The sequence below is a fragment of the Mesorhizobium sp. RCAM 05099 genome (genome assembly GCF_059683685.1).
In genome coordinates this window covers 1,898,765-1,924,550 of the sequence record NZ_CM185035.1, presented here as the reverse complement: position 1 = coordinate 1,924,550, position 25,786 = coordinate 1,898,765, and the positions used below count along the sequence as shown (strand labels likewise).

Annotated in this window: 27 protein-coding genes; 8 read left to right on the top strand and 19 right to left on the bottom strand. The window is 63.8% G+C overall.

Annotated elements, in window-relative coordinates; translation table 11 throughout:
* Positions 1-111: 111 nt before the first annotated feature.
* A complete protein-coding gene (locus AC56QQ_RS09455) occupies positions 112-537 on the top strand; it encodes a hypothetical protein (protein ID WP_497126629.1) in 426 nt (141 codons plus the stop codon).
* 37 nt (positions 538-574) lie between these two features.
* Here AC56QQ_RS09455 and AC56QQ_RS09450 read toward each other — a convergent pair whose 3' ends face one another.
* The 10 genes from AC56QQ_RS09450 to AC56QQ_RS09405 form a co-directional block, all read right to left on the bottom strand.
* On the bottom strand, positions 575-1,585 hold the full coding sequence (locus tag AC56QQ_RS09450) for an ABC transporter substrate-binding protein (protein ID WP_497126627.1): 1,011 nt from the start codon (positions 1,583-1,585) through the stop codon (positions 575-577).
* Between the two features lie 38 nt (positions 1,586-1,623).
* A complete protein-coding gene (locus tag AC56QQ_RS09445) occupies positions 1,624-2,439 on the bottom strand; it encodes an ABC transporter permease (protein WP_489863003.1) in 816 nt (271 codons plus the stop codon).
* The gene (locus tag AC56QQ_RS09440) at positions 2,436-3,266 is read right to left on the bottom strand and encodes an ABC transporter ATP-binding protein (protein WP_489863004.1); all 831 of its coding nucleotides are present in this window, start codon (positions 3,264-3,266) and stop codon (positions 2,436-2,438) included. The genes AC56QQ_RS09445 and AC56QQ_RS09440 overlap by 4 nt, the downstream gene beginning before the upstream one ends.
* Positions 3,267-3,396: 130 nt before the next feature.
* Positions 3,397-3,846, bottom strand: coding sequence for a 3-hydroxyacyl-CoA dehydrogenase family protein (locus tag AC56QQ_RS09435; protein ID WP_497126625.1), 450 nt, complete (start codon positions 3,844-3,846; stop codon positions 3,397-3,399).
* 4 nt (positions 3,847-3,850) lie between these two features.
* Positions 3,851-4,330 (bottom strand): 3-hydroxyacyl-CoA dehydrogenase NAD-binding domain-containing protein, encoded by a 480-nt coding sequence (locus AC56QQ_RS09430; RefSeq protein WP_497126623.1) that lies wholly within the window; start codon positions 4,328-4,330, stop codon positions 3,851-3,853.
* Entirely contained in the window at positions 4,327-4,947 is a 621-nt protein-coding gene (locus AC56QQ_RS09425; protein ID WP_497126621.1) for a glutathione S-transferase family protein, read from the bottom strand. The genes AC56QQ_RS09430 and AC56QQ_RS09425 overlap by 4 nt, the downstream gene beginning before the upstream one ends.
* Before the next feature lie 26 nt (positions 4,948-4,973).
* Complete coding sequence (locus AC56QQ_RS09420) at positions 4,974-5,381, bottom strand: RidA family protein (RefSeq protein ID WP_056582478.1); 408 nt, start codon at positions 5,379-5,381, stop codon at positions 4,974-4,976.
* Between the two features lie 9 nt (positions 5,382-5,390).
* On the bottom strand, positions 5,391-6,524 hold the full coding sequence (locus AC56QQ_RS09415; RefSeq protein WP_497100997.1) for an LVIVD repeat-containing protein: 1,134 nt from the start codon (positions 6,522-6,524) through the stop codon (positions 5,391-5,393).
* A 79-nt stretch (positions 6,525-6,603) separates the two neighbouring features.
* The gene (locus AC56QQ_RS09410; protein WP_497126619.1) at positions 6,604-7,755 is read right to left on the bottom strand and encodes a cupin domain-containing protein; all 1,152 of its coding nucleotides are present in this window, start codon (positions 7,753-7,755) and stop codon (positions 6,604-6,606) included.
* Positions 7,756-8,045: 290 nt separating this feature from the next.
* Positions 8,046-9,674 (bottom strand): GMC family oxidoreductase, encoded by a 1,629-nt coding sequence (locus tag AC56QQ_RS09405; protein WP_489863008.1) that lies wholly within the window; start codon positions 9,672-9,674, stop codon positions 8,046-8,048.
* Positions 9,675-9,874: 200 nt separating this feature from the next.
* On the opposite strand from AC56QQ_RS09405, the gene AC56QQ_RS09400 reads away from it, so the two are divergent.
* The 5 genes from AC56QQ_RS09400 (at position 9,875) to AC56QQ_RS09380 (ending at position 15,192) form a co-directional block, all read left to right on the top strand.
* The gene (locus AC56QQ_RS09400) at positions 9,875-10,552 is read left to right on the top strand and encodes a FadR/GntR family transcriptional regulator (RefSeq protein ID WP_256751587.1); all 678 of its coding nucleotides are present in this window, start codon (positions 9,875-9,877) and stop codon (positions 10,550-10,552) included.
* A 46-nt stretch (positions 10,553-10,598) separates the two neighbouring features.
* Positions 10,599-12,146 (top strand): GMC family oxidoreductase, encoded by a 1,548-nt coding sequence (locus AC56QQ_RS09395; protein WP_497126617.1) that lies wholly within the window; start codon positions 10,599-10,601, stop codon positions 12,144-12,146.
* 199 nt (positions 12,147-12,345) lie between these two features.
* Complete coding sequence (locus tag AC56QQ_RS09390) at positions 12,346-13,809, top strand: phospholipase D-like domain-containing protein (protein ID WP_497126615.1); 1,464 nt, start codon at positions 12,346-12,348, stop codon at positions 13,807-13,809.
* Positions 13,810-13,919: 110 nt separating this feature from the next.
* On the top strand, positions 13,920-14,720 hold the full coding sequence (locus AC56QQ_RS09385) for an endonuclease/exonuclease/phosphatase family protein (protein ID WP_497126613.1): 801 nt from the start codon (positions 13,920-13,922) through the stop codon (positions 14,718-14,720).
* A 124-nt stretch (positions 14,721-14,844) separates the two neighbouring features.
* On the top strand, positions 14,845-15,192 hold the full coding sequence (locus AC56QQ_RS09380) for a hypothetical protein (RefSeq protein WP_489863013.1): 348 nt from the start codon (positions 14,845-14,847) through the stop codon (positions 15,190-15,192).
* A 68-nt stretch (positions 15,193-15,260) separates the two neighbouring features.
* Here the strand turns inward: AC56QQ_RS09380 and AC56QQ_RS09375 are convergent, their stop codons facing one another.
* From AC56QQ_RS09375 to AC56QQ_RS09335, 9 genes are all read right to left on the bottom strand, one after another.
* Positions 15,261-16,655: a glutamine synthetase family protein gene (locus AC56QQ_RS09375; RefSeq protein WP_497126611.1), complete on the bottom strand. Its 1,395-nt coding sequence runs from the start codon at positions 16,653-16,655 to the stop codon at positions 15,261-15,263.
* Positions 16,656-16,690: 35 nt separating this feature from the next.
* Positions 16,691-17,791 (bottom strand): branched-chain amino acid ABC transporter permease, encoded by a 1,101-nt coding sequence (locus AC56QQ_RS09370; RefSeq protein ID WP_489863015.1) that lies wholly within the window; start codon positions 17,789-17,791, stop codon positions 16,691-16,693.
* A 2-nt stretch (positions 17,792-17,793) separates the two neighbouring features.
* Positions 17,794-18,693: a branched-chain amino acid ABC transporter permease gene (locus AC56QQ_RS09365; RefSeq protein WP_489863016.1), complete on the bottom strand. Its 900-nt coding sequence runs from the start codon at positions 18,691-18,693 to the stop codon at positions 17,794-17,796.
* Positions 18,694-18,701: 8 nt separating this feature from the next.
* Positions 18,702-19,406 (bottom strand): ABC transporter ATP-binding protein, encoded by a 705-nt coding sequence (locus AC56QQ_RS09360; RefSeq protein ID WP_489863017.1) that lies wholly within the window; start codon positions 19,404-19,406, stop codon positions 18,702-18,704.
* 52 nt (positions 19,407-19,458) lie between these two features.
* A complete protein-coding gene (locus tag AC56QQ_RS09355) occupies positions 19,459-20,613 on the bottom strand; it encodes an ABC transporter substrate-binding protein (RefSeq protein ID WP_497126609.1) in 1,155 nt (384 codons plus the stop codon).
* A 43-nt stretch (positions 20,614-20,656) separates the two neighbouring features.
* The gene (locus AC56QQ_RS09350; protein ID WP_497126607.1) at positions 20,657-21,382 is read right to left on the bottom strand and encodes an ABC transporter ATP-binding protein; all 726 of its coding nucleotides are present in this window, start codon (positions 21,380-21,382) and stop codon (positions 20,657-20,659) included.
* Between the two features lie 166 nt (positions 21,383-21,548).
* Positions 21,549-22,133, bottom strand: coding sequence for a helix-turn-helix domain-containing protein (locus tag AC56QQ_RS09345; protein WP_497126605.1), 585 nt, complete (start codon positions 22,131-22,133; stop codon positions 21,549-21,551).
* Between the two features lie 71 nt (positions 22,134-22,204).
* The gene (locus tag AC56QQ_RS09340; RefSeq protein WP_497126603.1) at positions 22,205-23,008 is read right to left on the bottom strand and encodes an N-formylglutamate amidohydrolase; all 804 of its coding nucleotides are present in this window, start codon (positions 23,006-23,008) and stop codon (positions 22,205-22,207) included.
* Positions 23,009-23,024: 16 nt separating this feature from the next.
* Positions 23,025-24,434 (bottom strand): aldehyde dehydrogenase family protein, encoded by a 1,410-nt coding sequence (locus AC56QQ_RS09335; RefSeq protein WP_497126601.1) that lies wholly within the window; start codon positions 24,432-24,434, stop codon positions 23,025-23,027.
* A gap of 156 nt (positions 24,435-24,590) precedes the next feature.
* On the opposite strand from AC56QQ_RS09335, the gene AC56QQ_RS09330 reads away from it, so the two are divergent.
* Both AC56QQ_RS09330 and AC56QQ_RS09325 read left to right on the top strand, forming a co-directional pair.
* Positions 24,591-25,349, top strand: coding sequence for an SDR family NAD(P)-dependent oxidoreductase (locus AC56QQ_RS09330; protein ID WP_256751574.1), 759 nt, complete (start codon positions 24,591-24,593; stop codon positions 25,347-25,349).
* Between the two features lie 179 nt (positions 25,350-25,528).
* Complete coding sequence (locus AC56QQ_RS09325) at positions 25,529-25,783, top strand: hypothetical protein (protein WP_497126599.1); 255 nt, start codon at positions 25,529-25,531, stop codon at positions 25,781-25,783.
* Positions 25,784-25,786 lie beyond the last annotated feature (3 nt).

Below are 25,786 nucleotides of genomic sequence, written 5' to 3'. Positions count from 1 at the left end.
AAGCTTTAACATGTTACCCTCTCTGTTTGATCTACCAATCAATATTCTTATTGTTATTGCGCGAAAGCGAGATAGACTGCCCAAGAAAATTACATATGGAGCTCAGGCAAAGTGGAAATCCGTTATGTCCTTCCGGTGATGCTGGCGTTCTCGTCCTTCGCCAACGCGGTTGAGTTGCACCATGTCACCGTCCGCACCGGCACTGACGGGCTCGACATGATGCCGTTGACGATTTCGAATGCGGGCGGCGAAGGCCTGTCCTGCAACGCCGACTTCGCCCACTGGTATTCAGCCGGGATCGCGACGGTCGAACCGGGCAAGAGCGCCCGCGTCGAACTCTGGTTCGATGCGAAGACCGGCACGTTCACGCTTCTCAACGACAAGCGCGAAAACCTGCCCGTCGAGCGGCTTTGGTGCGGCCTGTCGGGCCGCGCATATGCCACCCGCGTGCAGATCACACTGGATCGCGCCGACGCCGCCAGAGGCGAGCGTGCCGTTTCCTGCACCATGGCGCAGGACAGCCTGGTCTGCCGGTAGGCGGTCATCGACCTGTCCGCTCGAACACCGCGCGCCCCTATTCTTTCGCCAGGAATGTGTCGGTGAAGACATCGTCCGCGGACAGGGCTGCCTTGAGCACGCCCTGATCCGTGAGCGTCTTCAAGGTTTCCTCCCACTGCGTCTTCGTCATCCAGCCGAGACCGTGTTCCTTGGTATCGGGGCTGGTGAACGTCGATGCGATGTCGGCCTTGATCTGCGCCAGCAAGACGTCCTTCTTGTCCGCATAACCCGGAGCGGCCTTGGCCGTGATCTCGGCGGCCTCTTCGGGATGAGCAACGACATAGTCGAAGGCTTGCTTGTAGGCCTTGACGAAGCGCTGCACGATTTCGGGCTTGTCCTTGATCATCTTCTGCGAGGTGAACAGGCCAGAGCCATAGGCCTTCCAGCCGTAGTCCGAGCCCATCATGATGCTGAGCGAACCGGGACCGCCGGCCTTGGCCTCCAGTTCGGGAACCTCGGCATCGACATAGCCGACCACGGTCTGGACACGACCGAGCAGCAGGTAGCTCTCATAGGGCGGCGAGACGCTGTTCAGCGTCATATCCTTTTCGGTCAGGCCGTTGGCGGCTAGGAAGCCCTTGAAGAAAATGTAGGTGGAGCCGGCGGGGTGAATGCCGATGGTCAGCCCCTTGAGATCGGACGGCTTTGCGAGCTTCACCGTCTTGGCCAGCGAAATGACTGCCAGCGGCGAGTGCTGGTTGACGGCCGCCAGCGCCACGACCGGAACATTCTGCGACCGTGCGACGGCAAGCGTGGGAAGATCGCCGAATCCGAAATCCGCGTTCCCGTTGCCCACCAGCCGCATTGCGTCGGGCGAGCCCGACCCCTTGCGGATCTCGGCCACATCGATGTCGTTCTTGGCGAAGAAGCCTTTTTCCTTGCCGACGAAGAACATGGCGTGATTGCCGCGCACGACCCAGTCGAGCTGGACGTTGACCTTGTCGGCCGCCAGGGCCGCACTGGAGAAGCCGATGGCTCCGACAAACGCCGCGAAGGTAGCGGCCTTGATAAATGAGCGTCTCAGCATTTTTTGTTCCCCTTATGTGGCGTTGGTTGTTCGAGGGCCTAGGCCTGGCTGAATTTCGGCGCCCACGGCACCACGATGCGTTCGAGAATTTCGGCTGCGTAGTAGAAGGCGATGCCGAGCACGGAAACGAGCAGCAGCGCCGCAAAGACCAGCGCCGTATCGAGCTGGGTCGAAGCGAACTGGATGACGTAGCCGAGACCGTCCGAGGCGCCGGCGAATTCGCCGACAATGGCGCCGATCACACTCAAGGTCGCGGCGATCTTGGTTCCGGCCATCAGGTTTGGCAGCGAGTGCGGAACGCGGATCCTGAACAGGATTTGCGTCGGACTGGCGCCGACCGAATTCATCAGCGACAGCAGCGAGCGGTCGACCGACTGCATGCCGGCCAGCATCGACAATGTCACCGGGAAAAAGGCAATGACGAGGATCAGGCCGATCTTGGGCGCGAGCCCATACCCGAACCACAGGATGAAGATCGGCGCGAGCGCCACCTTGGGCACATTCTGGAACAGCACCACCAGTGGATAGAGCGCTCGACCCAGCCAATCGAAACGCACGATGACCAGCGCGATGGCAATGCCGACCACGACCGATACCAGGAAGCCGAACAGGATCTCGCCTGCCGTCACCAGCGTCGCCTGCATCAGCGTACCCCATTGCGCGACAAGCGATTGCGCGATCTCGGTCGGGGCGGGAACGACGAAGGAGGATATGGCAAAGATCCGCACCGCGGCTTCCCACATCACGATCGTCACCAGCAGGAGGATGACTGCCGGAAGCCAGCTGCCCGTCGCGGCACTCCAGCCCGAGACGAGCCGCGGTTCGGAAAGATTGGTGATGGGTTGCTCGCTCAAGACGCGCCTCCCGGCTGATGGCTGGAGCGCAGCATCGTGCGCAGTTGCACCACCAGCCTGACGAACTCCGGATCTTCGGTGACCGACAGGTCGCGCGGATAGGGCAGCGCGATATCGAGGCTCTCGGTGATCCGCCCCGGCTTGATCCCCAGCACATGAACATGGCGCGACAGGTGAATGGCTTCGTCGATGGAATGGGTCACGAGCACGATCGTCTTCCCGGTGCGCTGCCAGATCTCCAGCAGCGATTGGCCCATGGAATCGCGGGTGATGGCGTCGAGCGCACCGAACGGCTCGTCCATCAGCAGGACCGCCGGGTCGAGCGCCAGGGCTCGGGCGATGGCGACGCGCTGCCGCATGCCGCCCGACAGTTCGTTTGGGCGCTTGTGGGCGGAATCGCCCAGCCCCACCAGCTCCAGCATCTCCTGCCCGCGCGCCCGCAACTGCGAGCGCGACAGCGACCTGTCGGCGATGCCCAGCAGCATCGAGGCATTGTCGACGGCGTTCTTCCACGGCAGCAGGTTGGCGTCCTGAAAGACGAGGCCGATCATCCGCTTACGCGTCGCCTCGGCCGGCGCGAGCCCGGCGATCGAAACGCTGCCCTGGCTCGGCGGCACCAGCCCGGCCAGCACCTTCAGCAAAGTGCTTTTCCCGCAACCGGAAGGACCTATGAGGGATACGAACGATCCCTTCGGCACCGAAAGATCGATGTTCTGGAGGACCAGTTGCCGGCCCATGACCACCGAAACGCCCTTGGTCGAGATGAGGTCGTCATGGCGGATGTGGGATGGTCTGTCGCCGGCGGCCCGGATGGTTTCAATGCGCATGGCTGGTCGCCTCGCGCGCTGTTCCCGGCCGTGCCGGTGCCGTCCTGATTGCGAAGACGGCTTTCGCACAAACGGCCGAACGGCGGAACTCACCAAACCGGCCGGCCCTCCGCGCGCTGTGTGACATTGGCTACTCTCGGCCTTCCAGGATGCGCCGCACCGCGACGAGCTTGCGTGCCCGTTCGCCTTGCAGCGCCTTTGTCTGCTCGGGTGTGTAGGAGAACATCCCCTCGCCCGACTTGATGCCGAACTTCGACGCGCCGGTCTTCTCCAGCACCATCGGCGCGACATCGTCGCGGTTGGAGAGGTCGGCATTCAGGAAGGACGAGACGGACTTGTAGATATCCAGCCCCGCCATATCGAGCAGCGCCATGGGTCCGATGACGGCGATCTTGTAACCGATGCCCCAGGATACGCAGGTGTCGAGATCTTCCGGCTCGATGACGCCGCGCTCGACCAGATCGACCGCCTCGCGCAGCAGCGCATACAGCACGCGGTTCTCGACGAAGCCCGGAACATCCTTTTTCACCACCACCGGCAGCAGGCCGATCGAGCGGATAAGGTCTCGGATCGTCGCCACGGTTTCAGGCGCGGTCTTTTTCGCCGCCGATCACCTCGATCATCGGAATGATGTGCGGCGGGTTCGACCAGTGCATGCCCACCATCCGCTCGGGATGCGAGATATGCGCCTGCAGTTTGGTGATTGGGATGCCCGACGTGTCGGACGCGACGATGACCGACGGGCCGATCAGCGGATCGATGTCGCGATAGGTCTGCGCCTTGATGTCGATAGTCTCCGGCACGTTCTCAATGACCAGCTCGGCGCCATCGACGGCCTCGGCGATCGTCTCGACGAAACGCACGCTGCCGGCGCCTGTCCCTGGCGATTTGATGTCGAGACGGTCGAGCACGCCGCCGGCAAGATCGAGCATGCCCCGGGCACGCTCGACTGCCGCCGGCGAAACATCATACGCCGTGACATCGAGCCCGCCACGCGAAAGCCGCGCGGCAATGCCCGGACCCATCGTACCCAGTCCGATGAGGGCGGCGCGCTTGATCATCATGCGGCCTTTGCCGGAGCCGCGGCGGTTGCCGCCTTGAAGGCCGGCCGAGCGGCGATCGCGGCCACCCAACGCTCCAGATTGGGCATCGACGGCCGGTCTATCTTGAAGTCGATGCAGCGCTTCAGGATCGGCGCGCAGGCGATGTCGGCAAGGGTCAGCTTGCCGATCGCCAGGAAATCCTTGCCGGCCAGGTGGCTGTCGATGATCTTGAGCTGCGCCACAAGGTCCTTCACCTGTTCCTTGTATTCGGCGGTCTGTTCCTCGGGCGTGAGCTTCGCGCCTTTGAAGGCAGCCAGATAGCCGGGATTGACGGCAGCCAGCAGGAAATCCATCCAGCGCTCGACTTCGGTCTTTTCCGCCGGCGTGGCGCCATTCAAGTGTTCGCCGCCGGATGCCGCGAGATAGCGCAGGATGGTGTTGGATTCCCAGATCACGGTGTCGCCGTCGACCAGCGTCGGGACCTTCGAGGTCGGGTTGAGCGCCTTGTATTCCGCCGTCTGCGTGTTCTCGAACTGGCGGCCGTAGTCCTCACGCGTGTACGCGGCGCCAAGCTCCTCGAGCATGAAGAGCACCTTTTGAACATTGCCTGATGTCTGGCGGCCTAAGAGCTTGTACATGTCGTCTCCTCGATTGTGTCCAGGGCCTACTTGCCCGCCGGCAGCGGCTTGTAGACGATGGCGTCCATTTCGATCTTGGTGTTGATGACCGCCTTTGCCTCGACGGTCGTGCGCGCCAGCACCGCGTCGCCGATCCCTTCGAGGAACGCCTTGTTGTAGCGGCCGAAATCGCGCGTATCCTCGAGATAGGTGGTGATCCGCACGACATCCGACAGCGTCGCGCCTTCATGCGCGATGACGCGCGCGATGGTCTTCAGCGTGGCCAGCGTCTCTTCCTCGATCGTGCCGCTGATCATGTTGTTGTTCTCGTCCTTCGGCACCTGGCCGGAGACGAAGATGAAATCGCCGGCACGCACCGCCGGATGAAACGGCAGGTTCGGATTCTTGTTGCCGATGGCGTAGTGGCTGGCGGATTTTCGCGTGCTGTCGCTCAATGCCTGCTCCTAGAGAACGCTGGTTTCGATGATATCGACGCCACGGATGCGGTCGATCAGATAGACGATGCCCCGGTCATCGATGGTCACGTCGTTGGACGAGGACCGCTCCGCACCTTCCGGCGCGTCGGGCATGAAATGGCCGACCTCCTTTGGCGCGAACGGGTCGGCGATGTCGACGAGCCGCAGCCCCTGCGCGAACCATGCAAACGGAATGACCGTGCCCTTGAACCGTTCGGAAGGCTGATGGCATCCCGTCATCGGCGGTTGCGGTGCGCCGTCCGGGTCGAGGCCCGGCACCTGGAAGGTCGAGATCGGCAAGGGGTTCGTCTCGTCGGTGATATCGTAGATCCAGGTAAAGGCCGGCGCCGAGGGTCGGAGTTTGGCGACATCCTCGTCCGCCACCACCATGATGTTACGACCCTTGAGCAACTGCGGGATGGGCAGGCATGTGTGCGTGGGATGCGGAAAGCTCGGGCTTGAATTGACGTGCGAGACCAGCTTCGGCTTCGTGATGTCCGAAATGTCGAGGATGAACAGGCCGTGATGCCAGTAGCTGACATAGAGTCGGTCGCCCATGCGCAGCGGATGGTGGCAACGCGGCGTGACATAGTCATGCCAGGGGTATTCTTCGCCACCGCCGGTCCACTGGCCGGGAATCCACCAGCGTCCGACCTCGACCGGCTTCGTGGGATCGATCAGGTCGAGGATCATCACGATGTTGCCGACATAGCCGTCGGCGGTCGGCGAGATGTAAGCGTAACGGCCGTCGAAGTCGTAGCGGTGGACGCCCTTGCCGCCGGTTACCCATTTCGAGATGAGCTTGGGCTGTGCTGGCTTGGTGGTGTCGTAAAGCGCCAGTCCGCCGCCGAAGTCGGCCGGGCCTTCGCTGCCGAAGCGCTCGTGGTTGATGATCATCAGCCCGTCCTTGGCGCGCACCTTGTGTGAGTGCCAGCCGGGGGGGACATCGATCGTCGTTATCTTGCGCGGATTGCGCGGGTCGGAAATGTCGACCAGCGTCGTGCCGCTCGGCGGCCGCATGTGGCCGATATAGAGGATGTTGCCGTCGACCCAGACCTGGCCGCCGCCTGGGCAGTCGACATGGCCGATCTGCTTGGTGTTGAACGCCGAAACCAAATGCATACGCCCTTGCTGCTGAAACGTCTTTTTCGATGTCCGCGCCGCCATTGGCGGCGCGACATTGCATGCCGGAGGACCGGGATCAGGCGAGGCGAAGCAGATCGCCAGCCTGGTTGCGGCCCCAGCGCTTGTAGAGCAGCAGCGCCTTCTGGGTCGGAGCGTCGGTCGCGCCGAAGAAGATCACCGGCTCCGTCGCGGAGCCATTGACGTGCTCGACCCACGAGCCACCCGGTATGGCGATGGTGTCGAACTGGTTCCAGTCGTAACGCTTGCCGTCGATGATCGAATGGCCGCTGCCGCGGAACGGCGCCAAAAGCAGGCTGGCGGTCTCCCGCTGCGGCAGCGTCTTCTCACCTGGACGCAGCATCTGAACGTAGAAATTGATGGTGCGGAAGACCGGTCCGCCGGTGGTCGGATCGATGTAGTCGACGACGATGCCCTCATGGGGGTCGCCATCCCAATCCTTGTGGGCGTCGAGGACCGCTTCCATCTTCTCCCAGCGATAGACATACATCGGCGACGACAGGCCGCCGCCGCGCTTGTGGTCGACGAAGCGCGGCATCAGGCCACCCTCGCCATAGATGCGCTGTGAGTAGTCGTTCGGATAGCGCGCGGTCTGCACCTTCTTCTCGACTTCCTTGCCATCGACCATCTCGGTGTATTTGTGGTCGAAATGCACGGCGTGCAGCGTCTCGACCAGCGGCAGGTCGAGCACCGACAGGTTGACCGCCTGCTCACCGCCGACGGTGCCATGATTGTGCCAGGCGTCGTTGGGCGTCAGCACCATGTCGCCCGGGCCGAAGACCACGTCCTCGCCTTCGACGCCGGTGAAGTTGCCCTTGCCGGTCAGGCCGAAGCGGATGGCGCTCGGCGAATGCTTGTGCGGTGGCATGATCTCGTCCGGATCATTCAGGCGGTAGGCGGTGTACATGGTGCTGACCGATGCACGCTTGGGCGCAAGGCCAGGATTGACCAGGATCAGCGAACGGCGCTCGCTGTCGTCCATGGTCACCAGTTCGGCGGCGCGCTGCAGCAGCGGCTCGATGTCCGAATAGGACCAAACGAAGGGAATGGCCTTCGACGTCGCCATCAGCTGCTTGATCTCGTCATGGTCGACGCCTTCCGACGTCGCCCAGAACGGAAACATGTTCTTTTCGTAGAGAGCGTCATAGAGGCCCTTGAGGGCCGCCTTCTTGTTGGTCAGCCCATCGTTAGCTGGTTGCGCCAGGGACATATCGGACACCTCTCATCGCGAAGAAAATGCTTCTAACCAACTCAACCGTATTCGCATTGGTTTTACTCGACAATCCCCAAATTGCGAAATTTTGAAGTTTTTGGTTGAGGTGCGTTTTCGAGAGGCAAATGCCCGAAAATAGGCAGAAAATGGCTAAAGAGCGCACAAAACAAGCTAGTGGATGCGAGTTGCGACCACCCCGCTACGGCCATGCACGATCACACGGCAGCTCAACCAATACAGATTTTAATCTCAACCAAAAGATTTTGGTTGCATTCCAGCCGCCATTGTCAGGCCGCTACGCTCTGTTGAGCGCGGCTGCGGATCAGATCCGCGGCCTTTTCGGCGATCATGATGACCGCCGCATTGATGTTGCCGCAGACGAGATCCGGCATCACGGAAGCGTCCACGGCACGAAGTCCGGCAACGCCGCGCACCCGCAATTCCGGATCGACCACCGAATCCGCATCGACGCCCATGCGGCAGGTGCCGGCCGGATGATGCACGGTGATCGATGTCTTGCGGATATGCTCGTCGATTTCGTCGTCGCTCTCGCATTTCGGACCGGGGAAGAATTCCGCGCCAACGAACGGAGCCATGGACGGCTGGCTGGCAAGGTTGCGCGCGACACGAAAGCCGGCGCGAAGCGACTGCCAGTCGCGCTGCGAAGACAGGAAGTTCTGATGGATCAGCGGAGCGGCGAGCGGATCGCTCGACGCCAGGTTGACGCTGCCGCGGCTTTCCGGCTGCACGGCGACGATGCGTGTCGCGAAGCCATCGGCGAAGGGCGCCTTGAACGGCGGCATATAGGGCCATGCGGCAAGAGGCGCAGCGGTGAAAAGCAGCTGGACATCCGGTAGGGGCCGGCTTGCATCGCTTTTCAGGAACGCCACGACCCCGCCAGGCACATCTCCCGAAAAGCCCTTTCCGGTGAGATAGGTCTTGACGAAATCGAGGCCGATGCGGTCGGCCCGCATCATCTTGAGAAACGGCCCCGGCTGCTTGCGCCGATACATCAGGATGACAGAAACGTGGTCCTGCAGGTTCTTGCCGACCTGCCGGCGATCGACCTTGGTCTCGATGCCATGTGCCGCAAGTTCGGCGCTGTCACCGATTCCCGACAGCATCATGAGCTGCGGCGTATTGATGACGCCACCGGCAAGCAGGACCTCACGCCGTGCCACAACCTCGTGTGTCGCGCCACCCCTGGTGTAGGCGATGCCCGTCGCACGCCCGTCCCTCAAGAGAATCCTCGTCGCCATCGCGCCGGTCAGAACCTTGACGTTGCCGCGGCGCATGGCTGGACGCAGATAGGCGGACGCGGTCGAGCAGCGGCGGCCGTTCGCAATGGTCATCTGCAGGCGGCCGAACCCCTCCTGTATGGCGCCGTTGTAGTCGTCGGTCTGCGGATATCCGGCATCCCGACTGGCCGTGGCGAAGGCATCGATCAGTTCATCCTTGTAGCGGCAGAACTGGGTGCTCAGCGGCCCGCTGCCGCCGCGATAGCGGCTTTCGCCCTTTTCCCAGCGTTCCTGCTTCTTGAAGTAGGGTAGCACCTTGTCGAACGACCAATCGGTCAGTCCGCTTGCCGCCCAGCGATCGTAATCGCCGCGATTGCCGCGCACGTAAGCCATGGCATTGGTGGATGAAGAGCCGCCGATGACCTTGCCGCGCGCGCATTCGACCTTGCGCCCGCCGACATTGGCCTCGGGCTCGCAGAAATACATCCAGTCGTGACGGCGCTCGGTCAGGATCTTGCCCCAGCCGAGCGGGATGTGGATCATCGGATCGCGGTCCCATTCCCCTGCCTCCAGCAGCAGCACGGAAATCGCGGGGTCCTCGCTCAGCCGGTTTGCCAGCACGCAGCCGGCCGAACCCGCGCCGACAATGACGTAGTCAAAGGTTTCGCCAGCCGGCATGCGTGATCCTCGGGAGAAGGACAGCCGCGATGGCGGCCGTCAACGAAGTCAGTCAACCATCGCGCAACTGGTGTTGTCAACCATCGCATGCAGATGTAGATTGGTTGAATTGGTTGAGTGCCGTTTCCATCAGGTTTCGTGTCACAATATGATAACCGGACGTTGAGTCGGCACCTGCCGATCGGACAGGAGATTTGGTTTTGAGCGCATTCGAGCCGCAGGTCGAACCATCGGATCTCGACGACATCATTGCCGCGGTCCGCCAGTTGCAACAAGGCGGCGGCAAACTTCCGTCCGAGCGCGATCTTGCGGAACATCTGAGCGTGAAGCGCCATCAGCTTCGCAAGGCGCTTGAGGTGCTGCGCCATTCAGGCGACCTCAAGCCGGCGCGCGCCAGGCGGGCGCCGACCGCCCTGCCAAGATATGGGGAGGAACTGGTCAGGGTAACCAACCCGATCGAGGTACTGGAATTGCGCCTGCTCATGGAGCCCGGTCTCGCCCGGCTGGCATCGCTGCGCGCCTCCTCCTTCGAGACGGCGCGGATCATGGACGCCGCAACCACACCGGAGAACGCCCCCTCGGGCGCGGTCGACTTCGCCTTCCATCTCGCCATCGTCGCCGCTGCCCGCAACCATCTCGCGGCGGAATTCTACAAGATGCTGCGTCAGGTCGGGGTCGATGCGCGGGTAAAGATCGCACGTACCGCCGCGCCCACCTGCCCCAAGCGGATCGCCGAGCGCGATGGCGAACATCGTCTGATTGCCGAGGCGATCTCGCAGCGCGATCCCGAGGCGGCGGAAGCCGCCATGCGCGCGCATTTGCTCTCCGTGCAAAGACAGATCACGGAACGGTCGAATGCCGGCGCTTTTGCCGCGTGATCGTTGCACGTTCTAGCCAATCAGCCTGCTCGCGGGGACTTTCAAATTGACGCGTCATTTCGATGTGCTGGTCGTCGGCGCGGGATCCGCCGGGGCGGTGGTGGCCAGCCGGCTGAGCGAGGACAGCTCGTGCCAGGTTGGCCTCATCGAGGCCGGCGTCATGCCGTCCGATCCGGATATCGCCGACCCTCTGAAATGGACGATGCTGCAAGGCCGCGCCTACGACTGGGCCTACTGGACCGTGCCGCAACCGTTTACCGCCAACCGCGTCCATGAATGGCCGCGCGGAAAAATCGTCGGCGGTTCGAGTTGCCTGCATGCCATGGCCTATTTGCGTGGCCATCCCGATGATTTCGAAACCTGGGCGCAAGCCGGCGGCGAACGTTGGTCTTATCGAGGACTGTTGCCGGGCTTTGTCCGCAGCGAAGCCTTCACGGCCTTCGACGCGCCGACGCGCGGCCGGAACGGACCGCTGGACGTGTACCTGCCGGACGCCGAGGTCAGTCCGGTCGTGCGCGCCTACATCGCCGCCGGGCGAGCCATGGGGGTCCCCACCCTGACCGACCACAACAGCGGCGAACTGGTCGGCACCAGCCCCAATTCACTCAACATACGCGACGGCAAGCGCTTGAGCGTCGCCGACGCCTACCTGCCGCCGGAGGTCTTGGCGCGACCGAACCTCGCCTTGCTCACGGCCCACGAGGTCGAGCATCTGGTGTTGGATGGCCACCGGGCCACCGGCGTGGCTGTCGTCTGCAATGGAGATCCCATGACGGTCTGCGCCGACAAGATCGTTCTTTGTGCCGGCGCGGTGTCCTCGCCGCTTGTCCTCATGCGGTCGGGCATCGGCGATCCAGACGCGCTGAAGCAGGCGGGGATCCGCTGCCTTGCCGACCGGCGCGATGTCGGCCGCAACCTGCAGGACCATCTGCTGGCGCTCGGCAATGTCTACGCCGCGAAAAAGCCGGTGCCACCATCCCGCCTGCAGCACTCCGAATCGCTGATGTACCTGCACAGCGACGACCTGACACGTGCCGCGGGAAGTCCCGACATCGTGCTCGGCTGCGTCGTCGCTCCCTCAGCGGCCGAGGGCCTGAATGCCCCGTCCTACGGATCCGCTTTCACGATCCTGTGCGGCGTCACCCATCCAACGAGCCGTGGGCGCATCGCACCGGGCGGGCCGGGCCGTAACGATGCGCCGGTCATCGACCCGCATTATCTCGAAACCGAACACGACCGCACGGTTTTCCGGATGGCCTTGAAGACCGCGCGCATGGTCGGCCATCATGCGGCACTGGACGAATGGCGCGACGTGGAAGTTCTGCCGGGATCATCCGTGCAATCGGACGACGATCTCGACGCTTTCATCGCCAAGGCAGCCTCCACGCACCATCACCCCGCCGGCACGTGCCGGATGGGCAAGGATGCCGACGCCGTCGTCGACCCCGACTTGCGGCTGAACGGCTTCGAGAACATCTTTGTCGTCGACGCCTCGGTGATGCCGACGATCCCGAGCGGACCGATCAACGCCGCGATCGTCGCCATCGCCGAAACGTGGGCGGCGTCTTCACCGGTTGCCGCCTCGGCATCGTGATCGCCGATTCCGCGCCGACCCACTGGGACCAGTTGTCCGGTACGCGGCTCTGCGCTGGAGTATTCATCGCCGCCTGACCGATATCATCAAATCCTGCGCCACCGATTCAGACCTGAGACGCTGGCCAGGCCGGCGGCAAGCATGCTGGGCATGAACGGCCGCATTGCGTTCTGCAACCGCTCGCTGGATAGTCCCGGCAATGTTGCAGACCCTGGCGACTCACTGGCCGCAAATCCTCGCGATCATCTCCGTGGTGATGGCGACTGTCGGCATTATCCACGCCGTCATGACGAAGGAGGATGTCCGCGCGGCCACCGGCTGGGTCGGCGTGATGGTGCTGTCGCCGATCCTTGGCGTGCTGATCTATGCCGTGGCCGGCATAAACCGCATTCGTCGCGCCTCGATCAGCGCGCAGCGCCCGCTGGCCGACGACGCCGCATCCGCCAAGCAAGACCGCGACATCGCCGCTGAAGAGGCCCTGATCATAGAGCGATACGGGCCACGGTTCACCGGCTTGAGGACACTGGGCGACAGGGTGGCGCGGCGCCCGCTCAAGCCGGGAAATGCAATCACGGTGCTGGAGACGGGCGACGAGGCCTATGCCGCCATGTGCGCGGCGATCGACGGAGCCGAACGCAGCATCCTGCTCGAGACCTATATTTTCGACAATGACGCCGTCGGCCTGCGCTTCGTCGAAGCGCTCGCCGGCGCCGTCCGGCGCGGCGTCACCGTCCGCGTGCTGATCGATGCCGTCGGCGCCCGCTACTCCGTGCCAAGCATCCTGGGGCATCTGCGCGATTCCAACATCACCGCCGATGTCTTCAACGGCAACATCGTCATGGGCCTGCGCCTGCCCTACGCCAATCTGAGGACGCACCGGAAAATCCTCGTCGTCGACGGCACGGTTGCCTTTACCGGCGGCATGAACATCCGCAAGGGCTTCTCTGCCGAGTTCGCCGGCTCCAGCAGCGCCGGGGACACGCACTTTCGGGTCACCGGCCCGGTTGTCGCCGATCTCTTTTCGGTCGCCGCCGAGGACTGGCGCTTCGCCGGCAACGAGGCGCTGAAGGGCGATGCCTGGCGGATTGCCCCGCTGTCGCCGGCCCCCGGCCTGCCGATGCTGGTGCGGGCGGTGGCGTCCGGTCCGGACGCCAGCATCGAGACCAACCACAAGCTGCTGATCGGCGCATTTTCCGTCGCCCGCAAATCGATCCGCCTGATGTCGCCCTATTTCCTGCCGGACCGCGAACTGATCAGCGCCTTGACGACCGCGGCAAGGCGCGGCGTCGAGATCGACATCGTGGTGCCGGCCGTGAACAACCTCTTCCTGGTCGATCGCGCGATGACCGCGCAGCTCGATCAGGTCCTCAAGCACTACTGCCGCGTCTGGCGCAAGGAGGGGCCCTTTGACCATTCGAAGCTGCTTTCGATCGACGGCGTGTGGGCCTATGTCGGCTCCTCCAATCTTGACGCCCGGTCGCTCCGGCTGAATTTCGAGATCGACCTCGAGATCCTCGATACGGGCTTTGCCAGCGAGATCGAGACGCGGATCGGGTTGGCAATCGCCTCCGCAGTGCCGGTCACGCTGGACTCCTTGCGGGCCCGGCCGTTCCTCATTCGACTGTTTGACCGGGTATTGTGGCTCGGCTCACCCTATCTCTAGGCAAGATTGGCTTGTTCGGGAGCCCGCCGTCATTGAACATACGCCGATGGATTCTATTTTGACGGTACCCAGGTTCTGAATTGAAGCCAGCAAGGACGAGCAGCACAAACATGCAGAGAACTGGACGCAGCCTCCCGGCAAGCATGCTTCTGTCCATCCGCGACAAGCGGATGCAGAAGGCAAACGCCAGCGCCCCCAAGAGGGCGGGCATGACCGGAACGCTGGTTGCCTCCTACAATGTCCACAAATGCATCGGCATCGACAGGAAGTTCGATCCTGAGCGGACCAGCCGCGTCATCCGCGAAATCGACCCGGATGTCATTGCACTGCAGGAAGCGGACAACCGCTTTGGCGACCGCGTCGGGCTTCTCGACCTGTCCCGTCTCGAACTGGAAACCGGCCTGGTGCCGGTGCCGATCGCGGCCAATGGCAAAGGGCACGGCTGGCACGGCAATGTCCTGCTGTTCAAGAAGGGCGTCGTTCGCGACGTGCATCAGATCAGGCTCCCGGGACTGGAACCGCGCGGCGCCGTGGTGGCGGAAATCGATCTTGACGGGAACCGGACCTTGCGGGTCATCGCGGCCCATCTCGGATTGCTGCGCCGGTCGCGATCGCAGCAGGCCCAGGTCGTGCTGGATATCATGAACAGCCCCGACGAGACGCCAACGCTGCTGCTCGGCGATCTGAACGAATGGCGGCTTGGCAATCGCTCGTCACTGAAGACGCTGCATGTGACCTTCGGACCGCTGCCGCCGGCGGTACCCACTTTCCCGTCGAACCTGCCACTGCTGGCGCTCGACCGCATCATGGCCAACCGGCACGGGATGATCTCGGCCGTGGAAGCGCACGACACGCCGCTTTCGCGGGTTGCCTCGGATCACCTGCCGCTGACAGCGTTTGTTCGCTTGTAGGGCCATGGCCCCAGCCGTTGATGACGAGCTTGACGCCCCACCGCCCTGAAAAGCTTATGGGTCGCTATTGGAACGCTAAGTCCTTCCGCGAGTTGATGTAGCTGAAACCGCGAGAGGACGAGACATGAAAAAGTTATTCCTGGCTTCCATGGTTGCATTGGCCGCCACAGCCGCCGTCATAGCGCCAACGCAGGCCGCAAGCGTGATTATCCAGTCCGACGACAACAACCAGTATTCACCGGACGACCAGTCCGACAACGGCCAGATCGTCATTCGCCGCCATCATGACCGGCGGATCTATGACAACCAGGACAACCAGTATGGCAACGATCAGAACAGCGATGTGCAATACGGCGACTACAATGACGGCCAGTACCGTCGCCATCACCGGCATCACCGCTGCCATATCGAGCTGATCAAGCATTGGCGCCACCATCACAGGGTGATCGAGCAGGTCCGCGTCTGCGGCTGATCTGATCAGGCTTCAGCCAGACCGGCCGGTGAAAGCTGGCCGGTTTCGTTTTGCATCTCGAGCCGCAATCAGCTGACGAAGTAGCGCTGCCACTCGAAGTCGGTGATATGCGACGCCTGCCAGGCATCGAAAGCCGCCTGCTCGGCCCGCCGGCTCTCGGCGTAATTGTCGCGGAAGGTCTCGCCGAAAGCGTCGGCGCAGAAGTCTGATGCGGCGAACGCCTCGATCGAGGCGTTCAACGTGCGCGGCAGTTTCGGCTTGTCGAGATTGGCGAGGTTCGATGTCACTGGCGCTTCGAGCGGCAGCTCCTTCTCGATACCCTCGCAGCCCGCCGCCAGAATCGCCGCGATCGACAGATAAGGGTTGATGTCGGCTCCCGGCGCACGGTGCTCCAGCCGGCAGGCGCCGTCGTTCGGCGTGGTGATGGCGCGGATCGGCGCGGTGCGGTTCTCGAAACCCCATGCGACGTCTTCCGGCGACCAGGCGCCACGGTCGAAGCGGCGGTAGGAATTGACCGTCGGCCGGAACAGGAGATGCGTCTCCTTCATCCGGTTCAGCACGCCGGCGAGGAATTTCTGGGCGACCGGCGTCAGCCGGTTCGGGCCGGCGGCGAAGGCCGGCTTGCCGTCGCGCCACAGGCTGACATGGTGATGCGCGCCGCAGGCGCTTTCCTTGCCCGGCGGCTGGAAGCGCGTCATGAAAGTGGCGACCAGGCCACGTTCGGCACAGAGTTCGCGCAGATGCAGCTTGGCGCGCATGGCGTCGTCGGCCGCCTGCAGCGCACTCTTCGGCGTCAGTGCATATTCATACATGCCATAGCCATATTCGGTGACCAGCGAGGCGACGCCGATGCCGATGCTCTTCATGCGGGTGATGAATTCAGCGGCAAAATCCTGGTACTCGCCGCTGCGCACCAGATCATAGTTGATCAGCGAATGCCCCCACGGCTTCAGCTCGCGGTAGCGCCCGGCGCGCATCAGGTCGTGGTCGGCGTGGAAGATGCCGAACTCGTATTCGAGCGCGAACATCGGCTCGTAGCCAAGCGCCTTGGCGTGTTCCTCGACGCGAGCCAGCACGCCGCGCGGATCGAACGGACAGACCGCTCCGTCTAGCATGTAGGAGCGCGTGATGGCGGAGGCGAATTTCGGCTTCCAGCCGTGGCGGACGACGGTCGCCGGATCGATGATCCCTTTGATGTTGGGAAAGCCGTTCTCCTCATTGGCGCTCGGCGATGCGAAGGCGACATCGCCCATCGGCTGGCCGTCGCCATGGGTGACGCAATAGAGGATGGCGTTGATCGATTCCCCATAGGTCGAGAGTTTCAGCGGCGCGATCTTCGAGCGGAACGCTCCTGATGTGTCGACCGTGTGCACCTCGATAAACTCGACCCCGCTCGATGCCAATTCGCGCTGCAACGCCTCAAGCTTCGGCGCGTATTCCGCGGCCTTGTCCTCAAATTCCACGTTCAAACCTCCACCAGGAAAACCAAGGGGCTGCGCTATTTCGCGCTGCGCCTGAAAAATCGCGACAAGAGTTCGTCGAGTTCGTAGCGCCCGCTGATGCCGCTTGGCCGGAAGGCCATGCAAAGCACGATGACGACGCCGAGCGCCACGCCCGACAGTCCGAGCAGTTGCGGCAGCTGGATGCCGGCGATCGTCACGCCCGATTCGATGCTGCGGATGAATTCGAGCCCGACCGAAAGCACAATGACGCCGGTCACGGCACCTGTCACCGTCGCCATGCCGCCCAGGATGAGCATCGCCAGCGTGTTGAAAATCATCTGGAAGTAGAACAGCTTGGGGCTGATCGTGCCGGCGAAATAGGCGTAGAGCACTCCAGCCAGGCCGCAGATCAGCGCCGACAGCACCCATGACATCAGCCGCAGGCGCCGGGCGTCGATGCCAAGTGCGGCGGCGGCCTGCGGGCTCTGGGCGCTGGCCCTCAGCTGCAGGCCCCAGCGGCTGTCCTTGAACAGCCGCGCCAGCACGATCACCACGACCGAGAACACCATCATCCACGGCAGGCCAACCACCTTTGGAATGCCGAAGAAGGCCTGATTGCCCTTGAACAGATCGGTCCAGTTGAGAAACACCGAATGGACGATGATCAGCAGCGCCAGGCTGACGATGGTCGCCGCGACGCCCGACAGGCGGCTGATGACCTTGCCGCTGACGGCGGCAAGGATGCCGACCACGACAAGCGCGATGAGCGCCGACGATACCGGATCGAGCTGCAGCGTCGCGAAGCCGAAAGGTGCATTGGGGATCGACAGCTTCTTCATCGCCAGCGGCGTGGAGAGGATGGCGACGCCATAGGCGCCGAGACCGACAAAGGCGCTATGGCCGAGATTGGCGATGTTGCTGTTGCCCATGAACACTTGCAGGCCAACGACCACGATCAGGTTCACGAAGGCACCGAGCGCCAGATAGGTGTAATAGGTCGGTGCGAAATTCAGGATCAGCAACCCGACCATCAGCACCGGCAGCGACGTCACCAGCCCGCCGATCAGCGACCGCGTGAGGGAACCGCCGGGTTGCGCGACGGCGGCGGCAGGAGGCGCGGTACTTTCGATTGCCTGCGACACTTCAAATCTCGCCACCCTCAAATCTCCTTGTCGCCGAGTTCGACCCGCTGGCCGAGCAGGCCTTCCGGCCGGTAGACAAGCAGCGCGACGATGATCACGTAGGTGAGCGCATCCTTGAAGCCCCCATATTCCTGCGGCAGCGCGACTAGCAGGCCAACCTCGATGAAGCCGAGCAGCATGCCGCCAGCCGCCGCTCCCGGAAGCGAGCCGAAGCCGCCGATGACACAAGCGACGAATGCCTTCAGCACCAGGCTGAAGCCGAGATCGGGCGAGACGCTGCCACGCCGCGCGATGATGAACACGGCGGCGATGCCTGCCAGCGCGCCCGAAATCGCGAAGGCCGTTGCGATCACCCGGTTAGCCCTGATCCCCATCAGCCGCACGGTGGCGAAATCGCGCGATGCCGCGCGGATGGCCAGACCAAGCGTCGAGCGGTTGAGGAAGAGCACCAGCGCCAGAATGGTGAGGCCGGAAACGACCAGTTCCATCACCTGCAATGACGACACCGCGAACGGGCCGAAGAACCACATCTGGTTCAACCCGTTGAGGATCGAGACTGACTGCGGCTTTGGCGAGATCAGCAGCATGAACAGGTTCTGCACGACGATGCTGACGCCGAAAGCGGTCAGCAACCCTGTCGTCGTCGGCGCGTAGCGCACCGGCCGGAACGCCACCCGCTCGAAGGCTATCGCCGCCAGTGCGGCGGCGGCAACGGCGAGGAGTACGGCGACGATTGGCGACGTCAGCCCAAGGGCCGCCGCCAGGAGCACGCTGTAGGCGGAGACGCCGATGATTTCGCCATGCGCGAAATTGACCAGGCCCATGATCGAGAACACCACGGCGAGGCCGAGCGCGACCAGCGAATATTCCGCGCCGAAAGCCAGCGCGTTGAGAAGCTGCTGCAAGGCATAGTCCATGTCGCCGCCTACCCGCCAATATAGAGATTGAAGAGGCCGTGTTCGTCGGCGAGGCCTGCCGGCGGGCCGCTGTGGCGAAGCGTACCGGCGCTGACGACATAGACGCGGTCCGCGAAACGAAGCGCCTGCTTGGCGTTCTGCTCGACCACCAGCAGCGTCAGCCCCTCCGCCTTGAGCTCGCCGATGAAATCGAAGATCTGCACCACGATCTTCGGCGCCAGCCCGAGCGACGGTTCGTCGAGCAGAAGCAGCTTCGGCCGCGACATCAGCGACCGGGCGATGGCCAGCATCTGCTGCTCGCCGCCCGAAAGCGTGCCGGCCGCTTGGCCGTAGCGTTCTGAAAGCACCGGAAACAGCGCCAGGAAGCGCTCGATGTCCTGGCGTACGCCCTTCGGGTCACGCCGTGTCGCCGCACCGAGCCGCAGGTTCTCGCCGACCGTCAGATTGGCGAAGATGTGCCGGCCCTCCGGCGTCGAGGTCAGCCCAGCGCGAATGCGGTCCTCGGTGCGGACCCGCGAGATGTCCTGGCCGTCGAGAACGATGCGGCCGGAGGCCGGCGTGACCAGACCAGTCAGTGCGTTGATGGTCGAGCTCTTGCCGGCACCGTTGGGACCGAGCAGGGCGACAAGCTCGCCCCGCCCAACCTTCAGGCTGAGGTCACGCACCGCCGTCACCGCGCCGTAGCGGACGATCAGATTGTCGACCGTCAGCACGACTGGGCCTGCGCTGCGAAGGCTCGATCCATCATCACCTAGTCTGCCTGCCTCAGTTCAGCGCCGGGACGAAGGTCGGTGGCGTATCGGAGATCAGCACCCGCTTGCCGTTCGAGAAGCCCATCACAGGCACCGCCTTGACCGGGTAGCCCTTCTTCTCGGCGAAAGAAATGACCGGCGCCGTAGTGCCGGGATAGCCACCCGGTGCACGGATCGCCTCGCGCAAGGCGGCGGGCTCGACGGTGCCTGATTTCTTCGCCGCTTCGTAGCTGATCTGCACCATGTCGGCGCCGAGTGCGTCGAAGATGCCGTTGATCTTGTAGCCATCGGCCTTGCACTGGGCCAGGAACTTGTCGATCGGGCTGTCGACGCCGGTCGCGCCATGGGTGGCGAACATCACTTTTTCCAGCGACGCCGGATCGCCAACGGTGCCTTCCAGCGATTTGTCGTCGAAGGCGTCGCAGCCGGCGACCCAGCCGTCATAGCCATTGGCGCGCAGCTGGCGGATGAAAATGCCGACATCCGGCAGCACGCCGCAAATGTGGATGGCGTCCGGCTTCTGCGGCAAGGCCTTGATGCTGGCGATCTGCGGCGACCAGTCGGTGGTGCCCCAGGAATAGTTGAGCTTGGAGACAACCTTGCCGCCGAGATGCTCGAACACCTCGCCGAACCATTCCGGCAGCTTTTCCGAATAGGAACCGGCATCGGGCGAGACCATCAGCGCCACGCTGCGCGCGCCCTTGCCGTAGAGCGCGTTGGCGGTGGCTGCCGCGTTGATCGGATCCGGCACCGCGCCGGCGATGAAATTGTCGAGCCCGGCCTGCTGCATCTCGAGCTGCGTGTTCGGCGCCGAGAACACCGTGGCGCCATAAGGCGCCGCGATCTGCGCGGTCGGGATCAGCGCGTCGGGGAACGGCACGCCGGTGATGATCTGCGCGCCGGCATCGAGGAATTTCTGGCCGAGCGAAACCGAAAGCTGCGGATCGGAACGATTGTCCTCGATCATCAGCTCGATCTTGGGATCACCGGCGCCGGCGGCCTTGTTCAGTCCGTCGGCCATGCAGCGCGCGCCTTCGGCCTCGCTGTAGGGTGCGTAGGTGCCGGTCATCGCCACCGCGAGCCCGATCTTCAGGTCGGCGGCGCCAGCATGCGCCACCTGCGAAAGTCCCGCCGCGACGACCGCGGCTCCCAGAATCATCTTGTCCATTGAACCCCTCCTTCTCCCTTGTTGTTGCCGTTCCGGGGCGCCGTCACGATGTCTCGGACTGCCCGACATAAACTTCGATGACGCGCGGATCGCGCCACACTGCTTCGGTCTGCCCGGAGGCGATCACCTGGCCCTGGTCCATGACGCAGAGCCGGTCGCAAAGCCGGTTGATGAAGCGCAGATCGTGATCGATGACGATGGTGGCGCAGCCGACATCGCGGCGGATGCCCTCGATCGCCAGCGCCAGCGTCTCGGACTCGCCTTCATTGAGGCCGGCGGCCGGCTCGTCGAGCAGCAGCAGCGACGGACCGAGCGCCAGCGCGCGGGCGATTTCGAGCCGGCGCTGGCTGCCATAGGACAGGGTGCCGGCCGGAACGTCGGCGAAGCCGTCCAGTTGGTATTGGGCAAGCAACTGGTCGACGCCGATGCGTGCCGCGGCATCCGGCCGAACGGACTGGCAGGTGATGTGGGCGACCTCGACATTCTGCCGGACGGTCAATTCCCTGAACAGCCGAATGGTCTGGAACGTGCGCGCGACTCCCGCCCGTGCGCAATATTCGGGACCATGACCGGTGATTTCCCTGCCTGCCAGCCGGACACTGCCGGTGTCGGGCTTGAGCACGCCGGAGATGGCGTTGACCAGGGTGGATTTGCCGGCGCCGTTGGGTCCGATAAGGCCGAGGATTTCGCCGGCCTCGCAGGACAGCGAGGCACCGCGCAACGCCTGCACGCCGCCAAAGGTCTTGCCGACTGACTCAACCGACAGCATCGGGTCACATCTCCCATCCCGGCCGATGGCTATTTCTCCTGTCGGCCGGTCAACAGGATGCTAGACCTCCGACTTTTCCATAACAAGTATTTTTTTCCATTTTAGAAAATATTGTTGAAGCGCCGCCTTTTCCGACCAGAATCCCACCCGGTCCGACCGACCAGGATCAGACCCCAGCGCCGGCGGGGAGCCCGTCGCGCGGCACGGTGTTCGACATCAGCATGACGACCGGCTCGCCGCCCAGCGCGACATAGGCATGTTGCATTTCGCCGTCGAACAGGATGCTGTCGCCCGGCTGCAGCACCGTCGGATCATAGTGGATGGTGTGCAGTTCCAGGTTGCCGCTGAGCACGTGGATGAACTCTTCGCCGGAATGGCTGCGCCAGCCGCCATTTTCCTCGAAGCTCTTCGCCCGCAGCGTGACGCGCCAGAAAATGTTGGTCTTGTCGCGAAAATCGCTGCACAGGACCTCGAATTCCATTGCATTGCCCTGATGTAGGATGCCGCTGCCGGCGCGCGTGATCGAGCGACGCGCCTGCATGCCCGGCTTCGGGCTGAACAGGAAGGATGCCACCGGCACATGCAGCACGCCGGCGATCATCAGCGCGACGTCGACCGTCAGGCGGGCCTTGCCGTTCTCCAGCTTCGACAGTTGCGACACCGAAAGGCCGGAGCGTTCGCTGAGGTCGCGCAGCGTGATGTTGCGTTCCTTGCGCGCATCACGGATCTTGCTGCCCACACTGCCCTGCATCGCCCACGCCCTTGGCTGTCGTGTTTCCAATTCGACAAGCTCTAGCGGCGTGGCATGGGGGCGTCCAGCCTTTAGACGGCTATGGCTGGTTTCGGCCATAACGACATCGCTACGGTGGCAAAGACACCCTCCAGGGTGCGGCTGACGAGTTCGAATGTTTCCGGATCGGAAAGCAGGTCGTTGCGGACTTCGAGATAGAGGCAGGGCCTGCCTTGCTCGAGCCCGTGCCGGTTCAGCGTGTAGCCGACGGCCTGACGCCAGTCGTACGGCTCGTTGTCGCCGATCCTCAACCCGGCCTCCGCGCCCTGCGCGCCGAGGGTTTTCAGCACCGAGGTGACGAAGGGGGACGGCTCCCGCCACAGCACGCCAATGTCGACGTTACGCCGCACGCCGCCCATCACCGGGGTGAAGGAATGCACCGAGATCAGCGCCTGCCTGCCCGCCGCCGCCTCGATGATCGCCTGTTCGACCGGCTCCCAGGCAATACGGGTACGCAGCCGGCGGTCGGTCGCGTCGGGCGCCAGATTGCCGGGCACCGGAATGCCGCCGAGATCCGGGCGCATGAAGTCCCACTCGCTGGCCGGGCGGTTGTAGTCGAGGAACAGGCGCGAATAATGCGCGACCACGGCCGGCGCCCGCAACGTTTGCGAGAGCCGGCGCGTCAGGGCGTCGACGCCGATATCGACGGCGAAATGCGTGCCGAGATAGGGCACTGCCGGGCCGAGATCATGCCATGGCGCGGGCACCAGATTGCCGGCATGTTCGGCGATCAGCAGATAGGGGCTGGCCGCCTCCGTGCGCAGCCGCTCGACGCCGGCCGCGGCCAGCGTGGTGATGGTCGCATCATCAAGCCTTGCAAGGCTCGCCACGTTCATCTTGCCGCTCCTCGGATCAACCGATGACGGAGCGGACATGATAGGCCTTCGCCGCTGTCGCTTCCGCCGGGCCGGCGCGGCCATTGGTGCGGCCGAGGCCGGAATTCTTGATGCCGCCCCAGGGCAGGTGCAGGTCGGCGTGGTCGCAACGGTTGAGATAGACGGTGCCGGCCTCGACTTCGTCGAGCAGCGCCACGCCGCGCTCGACATCACTGGTCCAGATACTGGCGCTGAGGCCGAAATCGCTGTCGTTCATCAGGCCGATCGCCTGCTCGTCGCCGCTGACGGACTGGACGCAGGCCACCGGCCCGAACAGCTCGTCGCGCATGATCTGCATGCTGTGGTCGACGCCGACCAGCACCTCCGGCGCGACATAGGCGGTCCCGAGGCCAGAAGCCTTGGCGATGCCGTCCTGCGGCATCAGGCGCCGGGCCCCTGCCCGCACCGCCTGTTCGGTGAGATCGCGGATCGTGTCGGCGGCGCTCGCGCGCACCACCGGGCCGATCATCGGCTTCTCGTCAAAGGGATGGCCGATGGTCCATTTCGCCGTCTCGGCAACCAGGGCTTCGACAAAGCGGTCATGGATCGCCTTGTCGACATAGATGCGCTCGACCGAGCAGCAGGACTGGCCGGCATTGGAATAGGTGCCTTCGGCGATCTGCGGGATTGTCGCCTCGAGGTCGGCGTCGGCCCGGACATAGGTCGGATCCTTGCCGCCGAGCTCGAGATGCACCTGGGTGAAGGTGCCGGCGGCGGCGGTATGAACGCGCCGGCCACCATTGACCGAACCGATAAAGTTCACCGCGTTGAAGGCGCCCGACGCGATCAGGCGCTCGGCATCGGCATGATCGAGATGCAGGCTCTGGAACACGCCCTCGGGACCGCCGGCGGCACGGAAGGCTTCCTCAGCCTGCTCGGCAATCAGCGGCGTCTGCGGCGAATGCTTGAAGATCACGACATTGCCGGCCGCAAGCGGCGCCGTGACGAGATAGCCGAGCATGGCGGTCGGGTAATTCCAGGCGCAGATCGACAGATGCAGGCCCCCCGCCGTCGGCCGAGCATAGCGGCGGATGGTTTCGTCCGAGGGGTAAGGCACGTCGGCCAGCGTCTCCGGCGCGATGTCGGCAAGCAGCTGCCCGACCAGCGCCGGGCGCGGCGTCTCGTCGGCCTGCCACAAGGGCCGGCCGATCTGCCATGCCACCATCTCGGCCAGCGGCGTTGCCCGCGCCTTCATCTCCTCGCCGAAGCGCAGCAGGATCGCCAGCCTGTCGGCCAGCTTCATCCGCCGCCAGGACGGCAAGGCGGCACGGGCGCGGATGAGCGCCGCCTCGATTGCGGCGCCGTCGGCATAGGCACGCGTCGTGTAGGTCGAACCGTCGACGGGAGAGGTCACGGAGAAGGTCCGCGCGCCGGAATGCAGGTCCATGGTCGTGAAATCCATTCGAGCTGAGAGAGGATCGATCCCGGTACGATATCGCTATTTTCCATTTTGGCAAATTTTTTCTAATACCGCTTGATGGAATTTTTATCCGCCCCTATTGTCCCGACATCGCGCGTTGGCGGAGCACATGAGGGGTTGCAGATGATCGTTTATGATTTCACCGGCAGGCATGCGGTCGTCGCCGGGGCAGGCGGCGGCATGGGCGAAGCCATCACGCTGGCGCTGCTCGATGCCGGCGCCTCCGTCACCGCCATCGACGTGAAGCCACGTCCTTCGTCGCTTGCCTCCTATGACGACAGGCTCGCCTTCGCGCAGGGCGATCTCACCGACGCCGCCTTCGTCGAACAGGTCGTCGGCACGGCTGGCCGCGAGCGCGGTGGCATCGACTATCTCGCCAATGTCGCTGGCGTGCTGTGGTTCGGTCGCGACAAGTCGGCTCTCGAGATGGATCTCGACGTGTGGGACGAGGTGTTCAGGATCAATCTGAAGTCGTTCGTGCACACCGCGCGGTCGGTCGTCCCCCATATGCGCTCGGGCGGCCGCGGTGGCGCCATGGTGCACTTCTCGACCATCCAGTGGTATCGCGGCGATGCCAACCCGCAGGATGCCTATCAGGCATCGAAGGCCGGCGTCTGCGCACTCTCGAAATCGCTCGCCATGCAGCTGGCCGGCGAGCGCATCCGCTCCAACGCCATCTGCCCCGGCATGGCGCTGACCCCGCTGCAGGCGCGCTGGGACACCGAGGAAAAGCGCTCGGCAGTGGCGAGCTACGCACCGCTCGGCCGCATCGGCACGCCGCAGGACATGGCCAACGCGGCACTGTTCCTCCTTTCCGACGCGGCGAGCTACATCACCGGCATCGAGCTTGCTGTCGATGGCGGCTTGCTGATGCGCATGTAGCCGGCATGCCCTCCAAAGGGTCGCGATAGCGGCCACCGAGGCGAATGGCCGGCCGGCAAGGCCAGGCTGAATCCCTCCACCCGCCGCGCTAGCCGGGATGATCAGGCTGCCTTGCACGATGGCGTGGGTCGCCGGACGGCGTGCCGCCATTGACCAGCCCCAGACCGCCAATCGCATCGATGAGCGGCGGATTGGGGCATGCCTTGCGGCGGGCTTTGTGCATCCGCCATGAAATCCGAAGCGACGAAGCCGGTGTCGTGGTTCGAATTGGCCGCATCGGTGGTGGTGACCTGCCCGATCGCATAGACTCCGACGGCCTCGCCCGAGTCGCGGTTGCCGGCAGCGCGGTCAAGCGCACCGGCCACCAACCGGTCGTGACCGACAATGCCTGTTCTCCGCATTTGGTACGTATAGACACACGTTTTGAAGGCTGAAAA

Coding starts and splice junctions, on each gene's coding strand:
- AC56QQ_RS09390 (WP_497126615.1), top strand. CDS start 12,346: ATGTTGCAGACCCTGGCGACTCACTGGCCGCAAATCCTCGCGATCATC.
- AC56QQ_RS09340 (WP_497126603.1), bottom strand. CDS start 23,008: ATGAACGTGGCGAGCCTTGCAAGGCTTGATGATGCGACCATCACCACG.
- AC56QQ_RS09325 (WP_497126599.1), top strand. CDS start 25,529: ATGAGCGGCGGATTGGGGCATGCCTTGCGGCGGGCTTTGTGCATCCGC.
- AC56QQ_RS09380 (WP_489863013.1), top strand. CDS start 14,845: ATGAAAAAGTTATTCCTGGCTTCCATGGTTGCATTGGCCGCCACAGCC.
- AC56QQ_RS09425 (WP_497126621.1), bottom strand. CDS start 4,947: ATGTACAAGCTCTTAGGCCGCCAGACATCAGGCAATGTTCAAAAGGTG.
- AC56QQ_RS09355 (WP_497126609.1), bottom strand. CDS start 20,613: ATGGACAAGATGATTCTGGGAGCCGCGGTCGTCGCGGCGGGACTTTCG.
- AC56QQ_RS09330 (WP_256751574.1), top strand. CDS start 24,591: ATGATCGTTTATGATTTCACCGGCAGGCATGCGGTCGTCGCCGGGGCA.
- AC56QQ_RS09335 (WP_497126601.1), bottom strand. CDS start 24,434: ATGGACCTGCATTCCGGCGCGCGGACCTTCTCCGTGACCTCTCCCGTC.
- AC56QQ_RS09440 (WP_489863004.1), bottom strand. CDS start 3,266: ATGCGCATTGAAACCATCCGGGCCGCCGGCGACAGACCATCCCACATC.
- AC56QQ_RS09415 (WP_497100997.1), bottom strand. CDS start 6,524: ATGCATTTGGTTTCGGCGTTCAACACCAAGCAGATCGGCCATGTCGAC.
- AC56QQ_RS09410 (WP_497126619.1), bottom strand. CDS start 7,755: ATGTCCCTGGCGCAACCAGCTAACGATGGGCTGACCAACAAGAAGGCG.
- AC56QQ_RS09350 (WP_497126607.1), bottom strand. CDS start 21,382: ATGCTGTCGGTTGAGTCAGTCGGCAAGACCTTTGGCGGCGTGCAGGCG.
- AC56QQ_RS09385 (WP_497126613.1), top strand. CDS start 13,920: ATGCAGAGAACTGGACGCAGCCTCCCGGCAAGCATGCTTCTGTCCATC.
- AC56QQ_RS09405 (WP_489863008.1), bottom strand. CDS start 9,674: ATGCCGGCTGGCGAAACCTTTGACTACGTCATTGTCGGCGCGGGTTCG.
- AC56QQ_RS09430 (WP_497126623.1), bottom strand. CDS start 4,330: ATGATGATCAAGCGCGCCGCCCTCATCGGACTGGGTACGATGGGTCCG.
- AC56QQ_RS09345 (WP_497126605.1), bottom strand. CDS start 22,133: ATGCAGGGCAGTGTGGGCAGCAAGATCCGTGATGCGCGCAAGGAACGC.
- AC56QQ_RS09450 (WP_497126627.1), bottom strand. CDS start 1,585: ATGCTGAGACGCTCATTTATCAAGGCCGCTACCTTCGCGGCGTTTGTC.
- AC56QQ_RS09365 (WP_489863016.1), bottom strand. CDS start 18,693: ATGGACTATGCCTTGCAGCAGCTTCTCAACGCGCTGGCTTTCGGCGCG.